Origin of the sequence: Aurantibacillus circumpalustris, from assembly GCF_029625215.1 — a bacterium.
GTDB classification, from domain to species: Bacteria; Bacteroidota; Bacteroidia; order B-17B0; family Aurantibacillaceae; genus Aurantibacillus; species Aurantibacillus circumpalustris.
On sequence record NZ_CP121197.1, the window covers coordinates 4,301,124 to 4,320,160 of the forward strand.

At 34.8% G+C, this 19,037-nt stretch carries 15 protein-coding genes and 1 tRNA gene; 4 read left to right on the top strand and 12 right to left on the bottom strand.

Going from position 1 to position 19,037, the window contains the following annotated elements:
- Positions 1–48 precede the first annotated feature (48 nt).
- Positions 49–1,020: a GlxA family transcriptional regulator gene (locus P2086_RS17755; RefSeq protein ID WP_317898108.1), complete on the top strand. Its 972-nt coding sequence runs from the start codon at positions 49–51 to the stop codon at positions 1,018–1,020.
- Positions 1,021–1,136: 116 nt separating this feature from the next.
- Here the strand turns inward: P2086_RS17755 and P2086_RS17760 are convergent.
- The 9 genes from P2086_RS17760 to P2086_RS17800 form a co-directional block, all read right to left on the bottom strand.
- Positions 1,137–1,211, bottom strand: a tRNA-Glu gene (locus P2086_RS17760).
- Positions 1,212–1,362: 151 nt separating this feature from the next.
- Complete coding sequence (gene mgtE / locus P2086_RS17765) at positions 1,363–2,715, bottom strand: magnesium transporter (protein ID WP_317898109.1); 1,353 nt, start codon at positions 2,713–2,715, stop codon at positions 1,363–1,365.
- Between the two features lie 56 nt (positions 2,716–2,771).
- The gene (locus P2086_RS17770; protein ID WP_317898110.1) at positions 2,772–3,293 is read right to left on the bottom strand and encodes a HEAT-like fold family protein; all 522 of its coding nucleotides are present in this window, start codon (positions 3,291–3,293) and stop codon (positions 2,772–2,774) included.
- A gap of 8 nt (positions 3,294–3,301) precedes the next feature.
- Positions 3,302–3,928, bottom strand: coding sequence for a hypothetical protein (locus P2086_RS17775; RefSeq protein WP_317898111.1), 627 nt, complete (start codon positions 3,926–3,928; stop codon positions 3,302–3,304).
- A 49-nt stretch (positions 3,929–3,977) separates the two neighbouring features.
- Positions 3,978–4,643 (bottom strand): YggS family pyridoxal phosphate-dependent enzyme, encoded by a 666-nt coding sequence (locus P2086_RS17780; RefSeq protein WP_317898112.1) that lies wholly within the window; start codon positions 4,641–4,643, stop codon positions 3,978–3,980.
- A gap of 27 nt (positions 4,644–4,670) precedes the next feature.
- A complete protein-coding gene (locus P2086_RS17785; RefSeq protein WP_317898113.1) occupies positions 4,671–5,927 on the bottom strand; it encodes a DUF1015 domain-containing protein in 1,257 nt (418 codons plus the stop codon).
- A gap of 53 nt (positions 5,928–5,980) precedes the next feature.
- Positions 5,981–6,931, bottom strand: coding sequence for a D-2-hydroxyacid dehydrogenase (locus P2086_RS17790; RefSeq protein WP_317898114.1), 951 nt, complete (start codon positions 6,929–6,931; stop codon positions 5,981–5,983).
- Between the two features lie 77 nt (positions 6,932–7,008).
- Positions 7,009–8,553: an OmpP1/FadL family transporter gene (locus P2086_RS17795; protein WP_317898115.1), complete on the bottom strand. Its 1,545-nt coding sequence runs from the start codon at positions 8,551–8,553 to the stop codon at positions 7,009–7,011.
- 15 nt (positions 8,554–8,568) lie between these two features.
- Entirely contained in the window at positions 8,569–9,801 is a 1,233-nt protein-coding gene (locus P2086_RS17800; protein WP_317898116.1) for a hypothetical protein, read from the bottom strand.
- A 145-nt stretch (positions 9,802–9,946) separates the two neighbouring features.
- On the opposite strand from P2086_RS17800, the gene proS reads away from it, so the two are divergent.
- Together proS and P2086_RS17810 are read left to right on the top strand one after the other, a co-directional pair.
- Entirely contained in the window at positions 9,947–11,425 is a 1,479-nt protein-coding gene (gene proS / locus P2086_RS17805) for a proline--tRNA ligase (RefSeq protein ID WP_317898117.1), read from the top strand.
- An 11-nt stretch (positions 11,426–11,436) separates the two neighbouring features.
- A complete protein-coding gene (locus P2086_RS17810) occupies positions 11,437–12,156 on the top strand; it encodes a hypothetical protein (RefSeq protein WP_317898118.1) in 720 nt (239 codons plus the stop codon).
- Positions 12,157–12,171: 15 nt separating this feature from the next.
- Here the strand turns inward: P2086_RS17810 and P2086_RS17815 are convergent, their stop codons facing one another.
- Entirely contained in the window at positions 12,172–12,723 is a 552-nt protein-coding gene (locus P2086_RS17815; RefSeq protein WP_317898119.1) for an acyl-CoA thioesterase, read from the bottom strand.
- Positions 12,724–12,810: 87 nt separating this feature from the next.
- On the opposite strand from P2086_RS17815, the gene P2086_RS17820 reads away from it, so the two are divergent.
- Positions 12,811–13,968, top strand: a complete 1,158-nt coding sequence (locus P2086_RS17820) for a glycosyltransferase (RefSeq protein WP_317898120.1) — start codon at positions 12,811–12,813, stop codon at positions 13,966–13,968.
- A gap of 697 nt (positions 13,969–14,665) precedes the next feature.
- Here P2086_RS17820 and P2086_RS17825 read toward each other — a convergent pair.
- Positions 14,666–18,349: an ATP-binding protein gene (locus P2086_RS17825; protein ID WP_317898121.1), complete on the bottom strand. Its 3,684-nt coding sequence runs from the start codon at positions 18,347–18,349 to the stop codon at positions 14,666–14,668.
- A 48-nt stretch (positions 18,350–18,397) separates the two neighbouring features.
- Entirely contained in the window at positions 18,398–19,003 is a 606-nt protein-coding gene (locus P2086_RS17830; protein WP_317898122.1) for a condensin complex protein MksE, read from the bottom strand.
- Between the last annotated feature and the right edge of the window lie 34 nt (positions 19,004–19,037).

A 19,037-nucleotide genomic window follows, 5' to 3' on the forward strand; every position in this document is an offset into this window, starting at 1 on the left:
TGATTTGGACAAACAGATTCTGTATTTTTGTCTCAAATTTATAATCGCATGAAACACTTAACCATTCTAGTTCCTGATGGAGAAAACAATCTCAGTAGTATTGTTGGCGCATATAAGATCTTTACTAGAGCGAATGAATACTGGAAGAAAACAGGAAAAAGAGAAGTGTTTTCGATTCAGTTAGCAGGTGTATCAAAAAAAATAAATTTCTATAATGGGCTTTTTAGCGTGAAACCACACACGCAGATCAGCGCTATTAAGAAAACACACCTCATCATTATCCCATCATTAAATCATAATTTTGAAAAGTCAGTAAAAGCCAATAAAATTTTAATCGACTGGATAGCAAAACAGCACAAAATTGGCGCAGAAATCGCTAGCATTTGCACTGGAGCATTTATCCTTGCTGCTTCTGGTTTGTTAGATGGTAAAAACTGCTCTACGCATTGGTCTGCTACTGAAAATTTTAAAAACAAATTTCCAAAAGTGAATTTAAAGCCAGACAAATTAATCACCGACGAAAATGGCATTTACACTAATGGTGGGGCGTATTCATTTCTTAACCTCATCATCTATTTGATTGAAAAATACTACGACAGGCAAACAGCAATATATTGCTCCAAAGTTTTTCAGATTGAAATGGATAGAAACAATCAATCAGAATTTATTATTTTCTCGGGGCAAAAATCACACGGAGATGAAATGGTTGAAAAAGCACAGACCTATATCGAAAAAAATCTGGTCGAAAAAATTTCCTTCGAAGAATTAGCTGCCAAACTTGCGACTAGTCGTCGAAACTTCGATAGACGCTTCATTAAAGCAACAGGTAACACACCTTTAGAATATATGCAACGTGCGAAGGTTGAGCTTGCAAAACGCACTTTAGAAAAAGGTCGCAAAAATGTTTCTGAGGTCATGCACGAAGTTGGCTATACAGATGATAAATCTTTTAGAGAAGTGTTTAAAAAAATTGTCGGACTATCTCCAGTAGATTACAGGGCAAGGTATAGTTCTGTTTAGCTTTTACCTCTTAAATCAATTGTTTTAAAAACACAGTGTTTAACCGCGAACAAGAACCCATTTACACCAAAAAAACCCTCATTTCTGAGGGTTTCTTAATGCTAACCAATTGGGTTTGGTAGCCCGTACGGGAATCGAACCCGTGTTTCATCCGTGAAAGGGACGTGTCCTAACCCCTAGACGAACGGGCCAAATTGCTTATGAAAAATCCATAAGTCGGATTTGGGATTGCAAAAATACATATTAATTTAAAATAAAAAAAATAATTTAGAAAATATTTTTTTGCCTCAGAAGCCCTGATAATAGAGTGTTTAATTCCGATAAAACAATATTGTGGAAAAATTAAAAGAAGGAGTACAGAATTCTTCCGGTAAGAAAATAGATACTAATTCCAATAATATCATTCAGAGTAGTAACAAAAGGCCCAGTTGCTAAAGCAGGATTAATTTTAAAGCGGTTCATTGTTAAAGGCACAAAGGTTCCTAAAAACGACGCGCATAAAATAACAGCCATTAAAGCTGTGCTTACTGTAGCTGCCAATTGCCAATCCTCAATTAAAAAGGCATAAGCCCAAATTAAACCTGAACATATAATTCCGTTAATAAGTCCTACACCAAGTTCTTTAAAGAGTTTCGGCATAATATCTACACCTAAAAGTGTATTGTTTGCTAAACCTTGAACAATGATAGAACTACTCTGAACACCCACATTTCCACCCATAGCTCCTATTAAAGGAATAAAATAGGCCATTTCAGGATGTATTTTTATTTGCTCTTCATACGTACCAATAATACGAGATCCAACAATTCCACCACACATACCTACCAGCAACCATGGAATACGCGCTCGTGATAAACGCCACAATTTATCATTACTGTCAACGTCGTCAGAGATACCACTCATTCGCTGAATGTTTTCTTCTACGTTTTCCTTGATAACATCCATCACGTCATCCACAGTGATTCGACCTACAAGTCTCCCTAATTGATCTACAACTGGTAAAACAACAAGATCATATTTTTGCATAAACTCTGCTACTTCTTCACTTGAAGTATTTGTTTTTACATATTGAATGTCTGGCTCGTAAATTTCTTCAATTCGTGCGAGAGGATGCGATATAATTAGTTTTTTCAGCGAAAGCATTCCGATCAAACGATCATTATTATCCAAAACATACACCGCATACATCACATCCACATCATCAGCCTGTTGCCTTATTTCTTCAATACATTGCGAAACAGTTTCAAAAACATACACACTCACTAATTCCTTTGCCATTAAGGATCCCGCTGTGCCATCTTCGTAATTAATAAGCTCAGCAATATCACTTGCCTGCTCAATGTCCTCTAAATGAGAAAGTACCTCTTCTTGAATATCTTCTGGTAATTCAGCTATAACGTCGGCAGCATCATCACTCTCCATGTTATCCAACTGCTCTGCTATCTCCTTACTGCTAAAAGTGCTTAAGAATTCTTCACGCCTATCATTATCTAATTCTAATAAAACCGCCGGTGCCGTTTCATCATCTAAGAGTTCGTAGATATATGCAGCGTCTTCTAAATCGAGTTGATTAAAAATAATCGCAATATCAGGTGCATAGAGTTCATGCAACATCTCCTTTAAATAAGAAGTGTCCTTTCTATCGATGGCTTCTTTTAAGCTATCAAGAATTTCTGATGTTAACTCGAACTGCATGATTTTGATCCCAATAATTACCGGGTTCGCAAAAGTAAAAAATTAAAGTGTAGTTTCTATACAGTTTTCAACTCTTTTAACGCCATTTTTATGCGTGACCTCATAGAAGGCAATTGAGGCAGTGAACCGAGCTCCTTTAAAATAATAAGAAATTCATTTTTTAGTTCTGGATACTGTTTGCTTATTTTTGCTGCAACTGTAATTGCAAAGGCACGTACGGCGGCCGGCTGCATTTCACTCATAATTATTTTAAATGCTTTGTCGATTAGGATCCCCTCATATTTTTCTGGGATTTTGATTTCCTGTAATACTCTAAAAATATTACGTGCAATGGCCGGGTGTTGCGACTCATCGTTGAGTTTTTGAAGAAAGACATCGAAATATGGTTGCAACAATTCAGGATGGTCTATAACAATATAACTGAGTGGCCAAGCAGAACGCTGCGTTAAACGATACTCGCCGTTTAAAAAAATTGTCATCAATTCTTTGAAACGTTTTTTGTCATCACCAATAAACTTAACAATTGCCAGTGTTAAAGATTTGCTATGCTCTGCTTCTAAGCGTTCACGAATGTCCATCTTTTTCTTTACCGCTTGGTTAAAATATTAATTAACACTGCCGTTGTGAATGTTGATAAAATAGCTCCCGCAGAAGTTCCACCAAAAATAGCACGACGTTTAATCGCACTCGCCTTATCTTTATATCCTTTCTGATAATCTTTATTCTGCCACAATTCTTCGCTTGGATAAGCAAGCTTTTTATCTGAAGGAAGAATATAAGCTGTAGAGAAAGCGGGTATAACAGCAATAGGTCCTAATAAAAGGCCCAAAGAAAAGAATCCTACTTTACAGCCTTTGCATTTGTAATTCACTTCGGCATGAAAAGTCCCGTTCTTATACATTTGAACAGAATTACTTTCAGCCTTACTTTGCAAAGACTCAGTTTGTTTTTGTAAATTTTTTAAACTTGTATTTCTTATTTGCAGACTGTCTATATTCTCAACGCGTCCATTTCGATATTTAACTAAATGGATTTCTGAATTACGAGCATATAAATCAGGGCCAGTTATATTTTCAATATTCTTGTACCGAATGCTATCTTCACCAACCCATAATACCAAAGAAATAAGTTTTGTTTGATTTTTAAAAATTAATGTATCTTGTGCTACGAGCTTTAAACCGGCGAAAGAGAAAACTAGTACGATTTTTTTCATATTGGGATTTTAGTTGGACAAAACTAAAACAAATTTTCTGTTTTCAAAATCAGTTATAATTTCTTTCGCCGAAAATTGTGCTCCCAATACGCACCATATTACTTCCGGCTTCAAGCGCCAATTTGTAATCGCTGCTCATACCATAACTTAGAGTGGAAAACGGAAGATGGAAAACGGAAGATGCTTCTCTAGCAAATTCCCTTACAGAAAGGAATTCGCTTTTTATTTGTTCACTGTTATCAGTATTACTGGCCATAGCCATGAAGCCCTTTATAGAAATGTTTTTTAGAGCTTTAAAGGATTCTGAATTTAAAATCGCCTCACTTTCTTCAAACAACAAACCGAATTTTGTTTCTTCTTTCGCTATATACAGTTGCAACAAACAATCGATGACGCGATTATTTTTTAAACCTTGTTTATTTATTTCTTGAAGTAATTTAAAACTATCCACGCCATGAATGAGATGCACAAATGGCGCAATGTATTTTACTTTATTGCTTTGTAAATGTCCGATAAAATGCCAACGAATATCTTTGGGTAATTGTTCATGCTTATCAACTAACTCTTGAACGTAGTTCTCTCCGAAGTCGCGTTGACCCGCGTCGTAAGCTTCAAGAACTGCCGCATTTGGTTTTGTTTTTGAAACAGCCACTAAAGTTATATCGGTGGGAATTTCACTTTTTATTCTTTGGAGATTTTCTGCAATTGAACTCATTTGCTAGAAGGATTTACGTTTCCTAAATCAATTTGTTTCCTCTTCAAAACTATAAATAACAATACCGCTTCTCATCTTTGGTTCTACCCAGGTTGATTTTGGTGGCATAATTCTTTTTGTGTCGGCAATCCATTTTAAATGTTCCATCGTTACCGGATACAATCCAAATGCAACCTCCGCTTTTCCATCATCTACGCTTTTCTTTAAGGCTTCAGCACCTTTAATTCCAGGCATAAAACCAACACGTTTATCAATTTTTAAATCATGTATTTCAAATAAAGGGGAAAGAATGTGTTCCGTTAAAATAGACGCATCTAAGCTTCCAACCGGATCTTCACTATTGTAAGTGCCTGTTTTTGCTACAAGAGAATACCATTTATTCGCCGTATACATGCTAATTTCATGTTTTTTTGTCGGCTTAAATACAGTTTCGTTGATTTCTTTTATTTCAAACTTCAATTTTAAACTCTCTAACAATTTAGTGGTGGTCAATTCGCCCATGTCTTTTATCAGACGATTGTAGTCATAGATCTGTAATTGTGTTTCCGCGAAAAAAACACCCAAATAATAATTAAATGCTTCTTTACCGGTATAATCTTTTTTTGATTTCCGAAGCACATTGCCAAGTAAGGCAGAAGATGCAGAACGGTGGTGGCCATCTGCAATATAAATAGATGGTATTCCAGCAAAACGTGCTGCAATATTCTCAACCGTTTTGGTATCGTTAACAACCCAAAGCGTATGTTGAACTTTATCAGTGGTCGAAAAATTATAATCCGGATAGCCTTCCGAAACTTCTTTAATAATTGTATCTAAAACAGAATCATTCGGATAGCAAAACAAAACCGGTTCTGCATTAAACTCACATACTTCAAGATACTCCTTGAGTTTCACTTCTCGTTGAGTAATTGTTTCTTCGTGAACTTTAATAACTCCAGATAAATAATCGTCAATGCTCGTGCAGGCAATTATACCAATGTATTCATTTTCATTTTTTATTTGCCTGTAAATATAGTAGGCCGCTTTTTCATCACGCCTCAATATTTTTTCTTTTATAAAAGATTTAAATCTTTTTTTAACCTTAGTCAAGCGTTCTTTTGAACCCGGGCGTGTGCGAATACCGTCTTCAAAATCAGGGTTGATTACATGTAAAAATGTATAAGGATTCCCAGATAGTTTTTCTTTTAACTCTGGTAAATTATACCCATCAACGCTGCGTGAAGCTACCAAATGTACTTTGTCGCTTGTTGGTCGTATTGCTTTAAAAGGGAGAACTGTTGCCATCTGGGACGGGTTAAAAGTTATTTGTTAATCGTTACTAATAGCGTTGCACCCTTCTATTTTAAGGCATCAATCAATTTTTCTGCCAGCTCAACTCCGATACGCTCTTGCGCCTCATTAGTAGCTGCACCAATATGCGGTGTCATAGAGATTTTCGGATTTTTTAAAATTGCAACAGAAGGTCTTGGTTCATTTTCAAAAACATCTAAGCCTGCGCAAGCTACCTTTCCACTGTTTAAAGCTTCTAAAAGATTATCTTCATTAATAACTCCACCACGTGCAGTATTGATAAGAATTACACCGTTTTTCATAGAAGCGATTTCATGTTTGCTTATTAATTTCCCACCTGGTACATGAAACGTAATAAAATCAGAATTTTGAAGAACCTTTTCCATTGTTACAGTTTTCATAGGAAAAGGAATAGCTTTTAAACCATCGATTTCAATTTCAAGAACAACATCGCTTACAAAAGGATCGAAGGCCAAAACTTTCATACCTAAGCCCAATGCCATTTTTGCAACGGTTTGTCCAATACGTCCGAAGCCAATAATACCGAAAGTTTTACCTTTTAATTCAACGCCTTTGGCATACTTCTTTTTTAGTTCATCAAATTTATCTTCTGCATGGGCTGGCATTTGTTTATTACTGTCATATAAAAAACGAACAGCGCTAAAAGCGTGTGCAAAAACTAACTCAGCCACAGAATTACTGGAGGCTGCTGGTGTATTAATCACGTTTATTCCTTTTTCTCTAGCATATTCCACATCAATATTATCCATGCCAACACCACCACGACCAATCACTTTCAAACCAGGACAAACATCTATAACATCCTTCCTCACTTTGGTTGCACTACGCACGGTTAATGCCACATATCCTTTGTCATTAATTTCTTTAGCTAAATTTTCTTGAGCTACTTTGTCAGTAACAACCGTATATCCCGCTTTTTCTAATAGTGATTTTCCAACAGCATCAATGCCATCGTTTGCTAAAATTTTTTTGCTCATAAATAAAGAATTTAATAAAAACCTAAAATTAGAAATTATTCGATGAATAACAGGATTTAGGACGAAAAATGTAAAAATTAGAACTTAAAACCAATCGTGGCGGCAAAACTTGTACTGCTATAATTTAGACGGGCTTGAGTATCGAGCGTGCTAAAAAGGTAGTAGTTTTCGCTACTTAGTGTGTGGTAAACGACAAGATCAAAATAAAACTTCTTTTGAGTTCTATAACCAATACCTCCACTAAAAGTATTTCTTACATAATCGCCTACAAAGGCTTTACCAAAAGGACTGCCCTGCATATTGTATCCTAACCGTAACATAACGGGATTAAGGTTTAGCTCGCCGCCTACCCTAACATTATGTCCTCCTTTGTAACTTGATTTAATAACCGAATTTGCATTTTCAAAATCGGAAATATCATCACTCACAAGTCTTGCACTTTTATAATTGACAAATTCGTAATCGACTGCAAGCACTGCTAATTTTTGTATAATAAAAGCAACGTTTGCACTTACTTTACCCGGTGTTATAATTCGATAGTTAAATATTCCGCCCAATTCAGGATCCTGCAATACTTCCGGGTTTTTTGGATTGGCATCATAAGAAACACTTAAACTATTGTAATACGTATCTTTAAAGCGGTACAAAGTGGGTGTGTGATAATACATTCCAACTCTTAGTAGATCATTTACACGTATTATTGCACCAAGTTTCAAATTAATTCCACTACCGGTAGTTTTAAAATACTCAGTGTAATCAAGACTATTAAAGCCTAATTTATCATCGTAATAACTTCGAAGAATTGGTATATCGTCCACATACGTATGACTGAAAGTAGAATCATTAATAAGTTTTATTTGCATACTATCAAGATTGTCTGCTTCAGTATGTGTTATTGTTGACTCATATTTTACTTGGGGAACGCCAAGACTTGCACCAAAATAAAATTTGTCTTTGTAGGCGTAGGCGTAAGAAAAATTCAAGTCATTTACCCTGCCCGAAGTTTTGATGTCACGTGTTTGTTTTACGGTTCTTTTCACATCGAGCATTGAAAAGAATTTACCATTTACAGTATCCAGCAGAAGTGTGTTGAATGCCAATCCTTCGTAACCATAAATTAAATTCTTTGTAATGTCAACTCCTTTAGATTTGTTTTGTTCCGCCTCGTTTAGCATATCCTTTGCTATTGAGCTAGAATTTGTATAACCCGACATTCGAGTTGAATTATTAAAATTCTGCGTTTGTGTATTTGAAAATCCAATAACATTTCTGCTATCTTGATCGCTAGCTGCATTGAAGGCCAAAGTAAAGCCAAAATTATTAAAAGTAGGATTCAGATCGAAAACCGAAGACACTGTTTTATACATTTCACCAACATTACTAGTTGCTTTAAATCCAGCCCCAAAAGAAATTTCACCCTTTCGGTAAACACCAAGCCCTGCAGGATTATATGCCCCAACTGTAACATCTGCACCTACAGCACCAAATGCACCGCCCATTGAAACAAAACGTGCGGAACCTCCAAAACCTGTATGAGAATAGCGCATCGCATCTAAATCATTTTGAGAAAAAGAGAATAAAGCAAGGCTACTTAAAATTAAAGTGAGTTTAAATCGGATCATAAGTACATTTTAAAATTACCGAGGGCGTGTGCTTCCACCGCCACCACTTCTTGGTGAGGAGCTACGTCCCCCTCCTCCATCTCCGCGTGAATTTGAATTTGACCCAGAATTAGAATTGGAGTTTGAATTGGAGTTTGAGTTTGAATTATTCCAACCAGAGTTACTATTTCGGTTTTGTGAATTGTTATTTTCATCTACCCTTTCCCTTTGTGTTGTACTAACTCTTCCAGGACTATTAGTAGTACCCGTATTTCTACCACTTTGTCTACCTGAATTTCCATTTGTTTCAGGATAATTAGAAATACCATTATTTGTATTTACTGGGGCAGAATTAGGAGTGTTTATCCCACTTCGACCCGATTCACTACTGCTGCTGCTAAATCTTGGCACATTATTTTGCTGCTCTGAAACAGATTCAAAATATTTATTCCTTCCACCTTCGTCTCTCTTAGATCCTTCTCCTCGAACATCACGATTAGATCCGCCACTGCTTTGTCTTGGTCCATTATATACCTGACCATATAAACTATTAGGATCAGAACTATTATAATATCCCCACTGGCCATTATTGTATCCATTGTAATAACCAGCATTGTAGCCATTATTAAAACCGTTAGAATATCCAAAATTATTATATCCGTATCCGCCGTAATACCCTGTATTTCCATAACCATAAGGATTATAAAAAGGGTCATTATAAAAATTATTATATCCGTAATTACTGTAGCCAAAATTGTTATAACCATAATTGTTATAACCATAATTGCCGTAACCCCAACCAGTGCTTATTCCAATACTATAGTTATTAAACTGACTAGAAGGCATGCCATAGTTGTAAGTACTATATATACTGGTTCCATAACAACTAGGATTTTGATTGTAGGTGTAAAGATTTGTGTAATAAGGGTCATAATAACTCGCACCGTAAATTGGTTTCTGAAAACGGTTCACCCGTGATGCATACTCATAGTCATAATAATCATCTTTGTTGTATTCGGGATCTTTGTAATAAGGGTTTGCATCATCTTTAGCCTTTTGAGCAGCGCGTTCCTCTTCCTCCTTCTGTAGAGCCAGAGCTTCACTTTTAGCTTTTTCTTTCGCTCGTTCTTCTGCTGCTAATTTTTCCTTCTGTTTCTCTTCCGCAGGAACAACGTATACATCATCCATGTTGTTAGTAGAAAGTTGTGAAGTTTTACAGGAACTAAGAAAGGTTGCCGCTATTGCTGTTAGGATCAGAATTTTTTTCATAGCAAATCTTTTAAAGATTAATTGAGCGGAGATTTTAAGTAAATTTACGCAATTGTACCCCCGTTTCATTGAATTTTACAAATTTTATGGTTTGTGATTTTTCTAAATCGAATCAGGTACTATTTTTCTATATTTATAGCCTATTATGAGCAAAGTTATTACAACAAAAGAACAAGATTACAGTAAATGGTACAACGATATAGTAGTGGAGGCGAATCTTGCAGATCACAGTGCTGTTAGGGGTTGTATGGTAATTAAACCACATGGCTATGCTATCTGGGAAAAAATGCAAGCTGCCCTCGATAAAATGTTTAAAGATACAGGCCACGTAAACGCATACTTTCCTTTATTTATCCCTAAAAGTTTATTCGAAGCAGAAGAAAAAAATGCTGAAGGTTTTGCAAAAGAATGCGCAGTTGTTACGCATTACCGTTTGAAAACTGACCCAAATGATAAAACAAAATTAATAGTAGATCCTGAAGCAAAATTAGAAGAAGAATTAATTGTGCGTCCTACAAGCGAAGCCATCATTTGGAGCACTTACAAAGGTTGGATTGAAAGTTATAGAGATCTTCCTTTATTAATTAATCAATGGGCCAATGTCGTGCGCTGGGAAATGCGTACGCGTTTGTTTCTTCGTACAACAGAATTTTTATGGCAAGAAGGCCATACTGCTCATGCTACAAAAGAAGAAGCTGTTGAAGAAACAAAAAAAATGTTGGAAGTCTACGCTGACTTTGTTGAAAATTGGATGGCAGTGCCAGTTGTGAAAGGTGTAAAAACAGCGAATGAACGTTTTGCCGGTGCTGAAGATACGTATTGCATTGAAGCCTTGATGCAAGATGGTAAAGCTCTGCAAGCAGGAACTTCGCATTTCTTAGGTCAAAATTTCGCAAAAGCGTTTGATGTAAAGTTTGCAACGAAAGAAGGTAAACAAGAATTTGTGTGGGCTACAAGTTGGGGAGTCAGTACGCGTTTAATGGGTGCCTTAATTATGAGTCACAGTGACAATAACGGTTTAGTTATTCCTCCTAAATTAGCGCCAACACAGGTAGTAATTGTTCCAATCTATAAAGGCGATGAAGGTTTGAAAAAAGTGAGTGAAGTTGCCAACGCCATTAAATTAAAACTTGAACAAAAAAATATTTCAGTTAAATACGACGATAGAGATTCGCAACGTCCAGGTTGGAAATTTGCTGAATACGAATTAAAAGGCATTCCGGTTCGAATTACAGTTGGAGAACGTGATATGGCAAACGGTACCATTGAAGTTGCTCGAAGAGATTTATTAAGTAAAGAGGTTATTAAAATTGAAGATGCAGATGTTTACATTTCTAAATTGTTAGACGACATGCAAACCAACTTGTTTAATAAAGCCAAAGAACGTACAGCTAACATGACACATAAAGTTGAAAGTTATGATGAATTTAAAAAAGTGTTGGATGAAAAAACAGGATTTGTTTTAGCTCATTGGGATGGAACACCTGAAACAGAAGAGAAAATAAAAGACGAAACAAAAGCAACCATTCGTTGTATTCCGTTAAACAATCCAATGGAAGATGGCAAATGCATTTACAGTGGAAAACCAAGCACGCAAAGAGTTTTATTTGCTCGCGCGTATTAAAAAAATAAAATATGAGCACACCAAGCGAAAATCAAAAAGAAACCATCATATCCTTACTCGCTACAAAGTCTGTAATGAAGCAAGATGTGTATTCAAACACAATAGCCATCTTTAATCAGCTAAAAGAAATTTTAAAAGAGAAAGCTGACTTTTTTGCTGATGAAGCTGCTAAAATTGACAGTCGCGTAAATCTCTTTTATAAAGATATTAGTTTGCAATCTATGCAACTTAAGGTAGCAGGTGATATTCTTGACTTTCAAATGCATTCGAATGTTTTTGGGTTTGATAAATCTAATGCAATGTATAAAACCGCATACGTTCGAGATAATCCTTTAAATGCTTTCTGCGGAATTATTAATGTCTACAATTTTCTGGCAGATTCTTACAAATACAATCGCTTAAATGACGTTGGAAGTCTAATTGCTCGCATCTTTATAAATCGCGAGAATCATTTCTTTGTTGAAACCAAAACACAGATAGGTTACAAATATCATAATTTTAGTATTCAACCTATTTCAAAGGAAAACCTTACAGATATAGTCATGGAACTAATTATCTATTCCATTACTTTCGACTTGTATACGCCTCCTTATGATAGCGTTGGTCAAGTTACCGTTTATGAAATGCAGGAAAAATCGAGCAGTGCTGCTTTAAGAACAGGTAAACGTTTGGGCTACGGCGGTCACCACAATGATCAAGGAAGAACATTTGATGATGAGGCTCATTTGTAATCTTCCCTAATAAAATTATAGTTTTAAGAAACAACGCTCCTTATCTAACAAGGTGTGTTCTGGCTCAACCAATAAGGATAATCGCGCATTTTGAAGTTCCTTCTTGTATGAACTTTTTAATTCCCTTCGCTTAATGGCTTCCAAAAAGCGCTTCACTTCTTCTTTGGTTTCTAATATTAAACCTGGAACGGTCGTAGGCAAACCATTCTCTCCTTTTGCAACCATTGTAAAATAAGAGGTATTTGTATGTTTAACGGTTCCTATTTTGAAATTCTCGGCAATTACCTTAATACCAACCACCATCGAAGACTTTCCAACATAATTGACCGATGCGAACATACTTACCATTTCACCCACCTCAACTGGCTCTAAAAAATCCACGTTTTCAACTGAAACAGTAACACAGTAATTTCCTGCATGCTTTGAAGCGCAGGCATAGGCTACTTTGTCCATTAACGATAGAATCATTCCTCCATGAATTTTTCCTCCAAAATTCGCATAGGCCGGAATCATTAGTTCATTTAATGTTGTTTTTGAATAAGCTACAGGTTTAAAATTATCTTCCATACGTTTAGGTTTTGATTAAATACCCTACTAAAAAGAAATTACTAATTGTATTAAAGGTATAATAAATAACCAGTAATTTTATACCCTGTGAAAAATAAACGTCTTAAATTATTTATTCTTGGTCCCGCCTACCCTCTTCGTGGTGGACCCGCGCAATTTAATGAAAACCTTTGTGCTGAATTAAATAAAGAGGGACACGATGCACAGATTATTTCTTATTCTTTGCAGTATCCTAACTTTTTATTTCCAGGCTCCAGCCAGTTTGAAACAAGCGGTTCAGCACCTACAGGAATTAAAATACATACGTTAATCAATACGGTTAATCCTTTTAACTGGATTAAAGTTGCATCCTTTATTAAAAAAGAAAAACCTGATTTTATCCTTATACGTTATTGGTTGCCGTTCTTCGGACCCAGTCTCGGCGCAATTGCACGACTGGTAAGATCAAAAACAAAAGTACTCGCGCTCACCGATAATATTATTCCTCACGAAAAAAGAATTGGTGATAAGGCATTCACCAACTATTTTGTAAACAGTTGCCATGGTTTTATTGCAATGAGTAAAACTGTTTTGAATGATATTTCTAAATTTTCAAAAACAGAAAAAAAAGCCTATTCGCCGCACCCTATGTACGAAACGTACGGACCAATTGTTAGCAAAAAAGAGGCGCGTGAAAAATTACAACTAAATCAAGACGATAAAATAATTTTATTTTTCGGGTTGATTCGTCATTATAAAGGATTGGATATTCTTATAGAAGCAATGACTGATCCCGAAATAAAAAAACTAAACATTAAGCTTTTAATTGCCGGTGAGTTTTACGAAGATAAACAACCATACCTGGATTTAATTGAAAAATTTGAATTGAAAAATCATGTTTTACTTCATGATAAGTTTATTGCTAACGAAGATGTGAGATATTATTTCTGCGCTTCTAATCTTGTTGCGCAAACTTATAGAAAAGCGACCAATAGTGGCGTAACGATGGTTGGTTATTATTATGAAAAACCAATGCTAGTCACAAATGTAGGTGGTTTGGCTGAGATTGTTCCAAACAATAGTTGTGGTTATGTAGTTGAAAATTCGGTGCCTGTTATTTCTGAAAAAATTAAAGAGTATTTTCTGAAAGAAAAAGAAAATGAGTTTACCCAAAATGTAATTCTTGAAAAGAAAAAATACGAATGGAAAGAGTTTATTCGTGTTTTGACTGGTTTGTTTGAGAGTACAAAAAAAAATATCCAATAAGCATACTGCGTTTTAACCACAGAGTATCACAGTGTTTCGCACAGAGTATCGCTGAGGATTTTGAATTTCATTTAGTGTTCTAATTACCTTAGTGGTTCTTTTTCTAATCACAGACTATCACATTGTTTTGCGCAGAGTATCATAGAGGTTTGAATTTCACTTAGTGCTTCTTAGTGTTCTCAGTGCCTTAGTGGTTCTATTTTAACCACAGACTATCACAGTGTTTTGCGCAGAGTATCATAGAGGTTCGAATTTCACTTAGTGCTTCTTAGTGTTCTCAGTGCCTTAGTGGTTCTATTTTAACCACAGACTATCACAGTGTTTTGCGCAGAGTATCATAGAGGTTTGAATTTCACTTAGTGCTTCTTAGTGTTCTCAGTGCCTTAGTGGTTCTATTTTAACCACAGACTATCACAGTGTTTTGCGCAGAGTATCATAGAGGATTTTGAATTTTCCTTAGTGTTTCTTGGTGTTCTTAGTGCCTTAGTGGTTCTATTTTAATCACAGAGTATCACAGTGCTTTGCGTAGAGTAGAAAACAGTTTTGATTTTTCTTATTGTTTCCTTTTGATTCCTGCTCTTTTTAACCACAAAGGCCACAAAGTGTTTCACAAAAGGTCACAAAGGATTTTGAATTTTCTTTGTGTCCTTCGTGTCTACTTGGTGCTCTTTGTGGTTCCTGCCTCTTTAGGCACAGATTAAGCCTCAACTTCCGTTACAATACTTGGGAAAATTCTTACGTTATTATTCTCTTCTCTTCTAAACTGATAAGTGTATTTATAATGACTTTCTAAACCAGATTTATTTGGAAGTCCATTAATCATCATAATGTTTCTGTTTTTAGCGAAACGTAATAATTCACGTAAATAATGCGCCGAAATTTGACCTACCTCATCAATAATACAATGCACTTTAAAGTCTGAACTACTTCTATGCGAAGATTCTTTAATAAATACATGTAATAAAGTAATGTAGATAATTGCTTTTACAAGAATATCTGTTCCGGTACTTCCAATGCTATCAATTTTATGCGTCCAGCCGGTTTCATTCATACCTTCTTTAATATTGAACTTCAATTCAAATAAATCTTGTAAACGAATTTCCTCTTGCTCTTGTTCTTTTATAGCATTACGTAATTGCTCAAGCAATTTCACTGCACGTCCGCTAATCTCACGTTTTTGGCCAGTTGCGAAGTCTGTATTAAATAAACCTTCGTTGTATACCAATCCATTTTCTTCACGGAACTCCTGAATACGTTTTAATAAACGGTAAACTTTGTTGTCTGATTCTTCTAAACGAATTTTAATAAACTCAATCAACTTACTTTCTTCAAACTCAGCTTTCTTAAAGTCCTCGGCAATTAAACCAATAATGTGTTGAATTTTATCTTTTTGTCCACTAAGCTCTTTTACTTTAGTTGCAATACTATCGGTCACTAAACCAATTTGTGTTGCGGTTTCGGCAATCGATAATTCAATTTTATTTTCATTAATAAACGAACGTAAATTTTGCGCAAAACGCTCATACTCTCCTTGAGTAGCATCGTTACGGATCGCAAAATTAAAGTGATTGTCTATTCTGAATTTTCCAGCAAATTCATTTACATAACGTTGAAATGCACCATACTCTTCATTGAAGTGAGAATCATTTTTTAATAACTGTGTACACAAATCCATAATGTGGTAATTGGTACGTTTCGATTCCGCCCGTTCAATAATCTCTGCATACTTCGTATAAACAGGTGTTTCACGGAAGTTATTGCTATAAAAATTAATACCGTTATTAAAATCAATCAATTCTTCATCAAAAGCACGTTTTTGTTTATTGAGCTCCATTCGTTTCATATTAAACTTACGGGTAGCATCATCCAATTGTGCTGCTAAATCATTGTTACTTTTTACGTACTCTTCTTTCTTTTGAATTAAATCTGGCAAACGATCAAAAGTCTCACGTTTATCCTTTAAATAATCACTTATTATTTGAGCGTATTGTTCTATTTCTTTCAAGGCTTCTTGCAATTCTTTCATGCGGCTTTCTACACCTTTTAATTGTTTTGCATCAACTCCTTTACTTTTAAAATTGCTATCCTTTTCTTTAGACAACTCTTCTTCTTTACTTTCGAATTCTTTAACTTGATTTTTCTTTTCAACTTCTAGTTCCGAAATTTCAACTTCCTGTCTTTGTTTTAATTCTGCGAGACGTTCTTCATTAAACGCCTTTAATTTATCGAATTGTTTAGTGAAATCTTCAACCATCAAATTTTTCTTCTTGGTTAAGATGGCTAATTCCTCTTCAATAATATTTAAACGTTGGCGGTTTCCAGTCAAAGACTCTTCAACCTCTTTGCCGGCACGACTGTTCCAGTCTTCCAACTCATGACCTAGTTTTTGTTCTCTTTTTTCAGCAAGTTCTAAAGAATAGGTAAGCACTTTAACATCTTCTTTTAATTCACCTAATTGTTTACCAAATTTATCGGCAGCTAACATTTTTTCTTCTGTGTTTGCTGTTTGAAATTGGTTTAAGGAATCTTCGAGGTCTTTAATTTGTGCTAAACGTTCATTTTTTTCAAACTGATATTCTTCAATAGATTTAGAAACCAATTCAACAGGTTCTAAATTTAAACTGATACCGTACAATGTGTTAGCAGTTTCCTCTTTCATTTCAGGAGAGATATCGGTACGGAATAACAATTTTTCGTTTACAACCTTGCCAATCGTTTGATGCCAGTTCTTTACATTTTTTTCAAGATAACCATAAAACGCATCGTGCTGTACATTTAATTTTCCTTCAATATCCTTAATCTCATTTTTAATTTTTATGATTTCATTATTGATTTGATTAACACGATTGCTTAAAGAGGTTTTTAATTTTGTCTCCAAGGCTTCCCACTCACGTTGTATGGTTAACACCATGTTTTGTTTAATAGCGCGCTCACTTTTGTTTTTATAATTTACAGCACGAAGTTCTGCTAATTCGTTTTCAAGATTTTTAATTTCTTGCTCATAAAAACGCGTGGTACGAATAACTTTTTCTTCACTTTTTAATTCGTTAAACTCAATTTGTTTTGCTGTTACTTCAGAATTAACTTCATTAAATGATTCTTCGCGTTTGTGTTTTAACTCTGCATCACGCTTATTAAATTCGTTCTTCTGTAATAATTGTAATTCGTTATAGTGATTAAATATTTCACCAGTACGCGAATTTATTTTGTTAATGTAAGCACTCTTATCATTACGTAATTGCTCTATCAGAGAAGAATACTTTAATTCAATACTCGCAACATTTGATGTTAAACTATCGTATTCTCGACGAGCAATGTTTAATTCAACTTGTAATTTTTCACGGTCTGCATTTTTTCCAACCGCCTCATCAATATTTTTTTCTTTGTACTCTTTTAATTTTTTATTGGCATCACGAATTGTACGATCGTAATAACCAATTTCTTCTCTGAAATCATTTTGTTTGCCTTCAATACCATCTTTAAGTTCTTCATGCTCTGTTGTAAGTTTTTCAAGTTCTTCTTCCTTCTTTTTTGAAGCATCACGAATAGCTTCGTTTTGAGATTCCGCAAAACGCAAACTACTTCCAAGCTTGTCTGCCATTTCCATCTGTGCGCCTTTCAACATATGAACCTGATCGTATTTTTTATCGATCATTTCAATTAACTGCTGTGATTCTTTTTTCAAATAAATTTCTATATCAGAATATTTCTCATTGAATTGGCGTAACTGGCGTTCAACCTGCTCTAACTTAATACTGCTGCTTTCTGTTGTTAATGAATTAGCAATAAAATCTTTAATAAAACGAGAGTCAACACTACTTTTAGAAGATAAAAATACGTTGGTAATAGATTTCGGAATGTTTTGATATTTTTCGTTTCCTTTTAATAAATGAAATTTTGAGAGTTGCTTATCCGTTTCAGTTCCAAAAATAATATTTCTGTAACGTTCAAACGTATCAATTTGATTAGAAATATAAACGCCTCTTTTTTCAAGATTTGCTATAATCTCTTTAATCTTCATGGCTTCATTATTAGCCGTAAAGAAAAAATCAGGATTATAAGGCGCATCAACAAAACGAAATACTAATTTATTGTGGCGGTAAACAATAACAAAAAAAGCACTGTCTTCGGTAGTAATTTCATAAACGAGGTAAGAATTTTCGTAACGGAAATAATGCTCTTCAAATGGTTTTTGTGAAGCAGAAATACCTAATCCACGACTGTTAGCACTATAAAAGAATAAAATAGCACGCTGTAACGAGGTTTTACCAAAATTATTGGTACCCACAAAACAGGTGTTTCCACTCAGTTCAATATCCGCATATTTTACATTGGAGATATTTATTTCAACAATTCTATTTAATATTCTACAGTTTTCCATTCTTAATTTTCTAATTCTTACTTATTTCTAAACTCCAAAATTTTTATTCTAATTATAAATCAATCCTTGCGCCGTATCGTTATCGCCCGTTTCGTCATATATAGCTACTGAATTAATCACATCCAATAAATAATTATAGGAGTCCATTACCTTATATGACTCCGTTTTCTCATCTTCTAATTCCAAATACGAATCACGACTCATTAAATCGCAAATCTCGCGCACCTTGTTGTGCAATGTTTCAGAACGGTATAAAGGAATTTTTTGTAATTTTTGTTTTAAACGTACATTGGCATTACACTCTTCAGCAATTTCTCCTGGTCTAAAACGGCTACCAATAGTAATTTTATTATCCATACTGGCAAACAGATCAATAATATCAATGTATCTTTCAAAACGTTCTAACTTTTTTTCTAGCTCAGAATTTGGTTCATTCAATTTTGAAAAATAAAAAAAGTTATTTCCACGCTCAATATTGTAACGTATCACATTAAAATACGCCTGAAGTCTGTCAAAATTATCTGGATTATTAATGATGTCGTATAAACGATTCATTCCGTCTCTCGTTCCATTACTGGAAATAAAATTTCCACGCGCCATTACCGAAAATATTTCGTGTGTTTGTTTTGGTAAGTTGAAGTCTTCTGCTAGCATTGTTTTATTTTAGTCGTTAGTCATTAGTTGATAG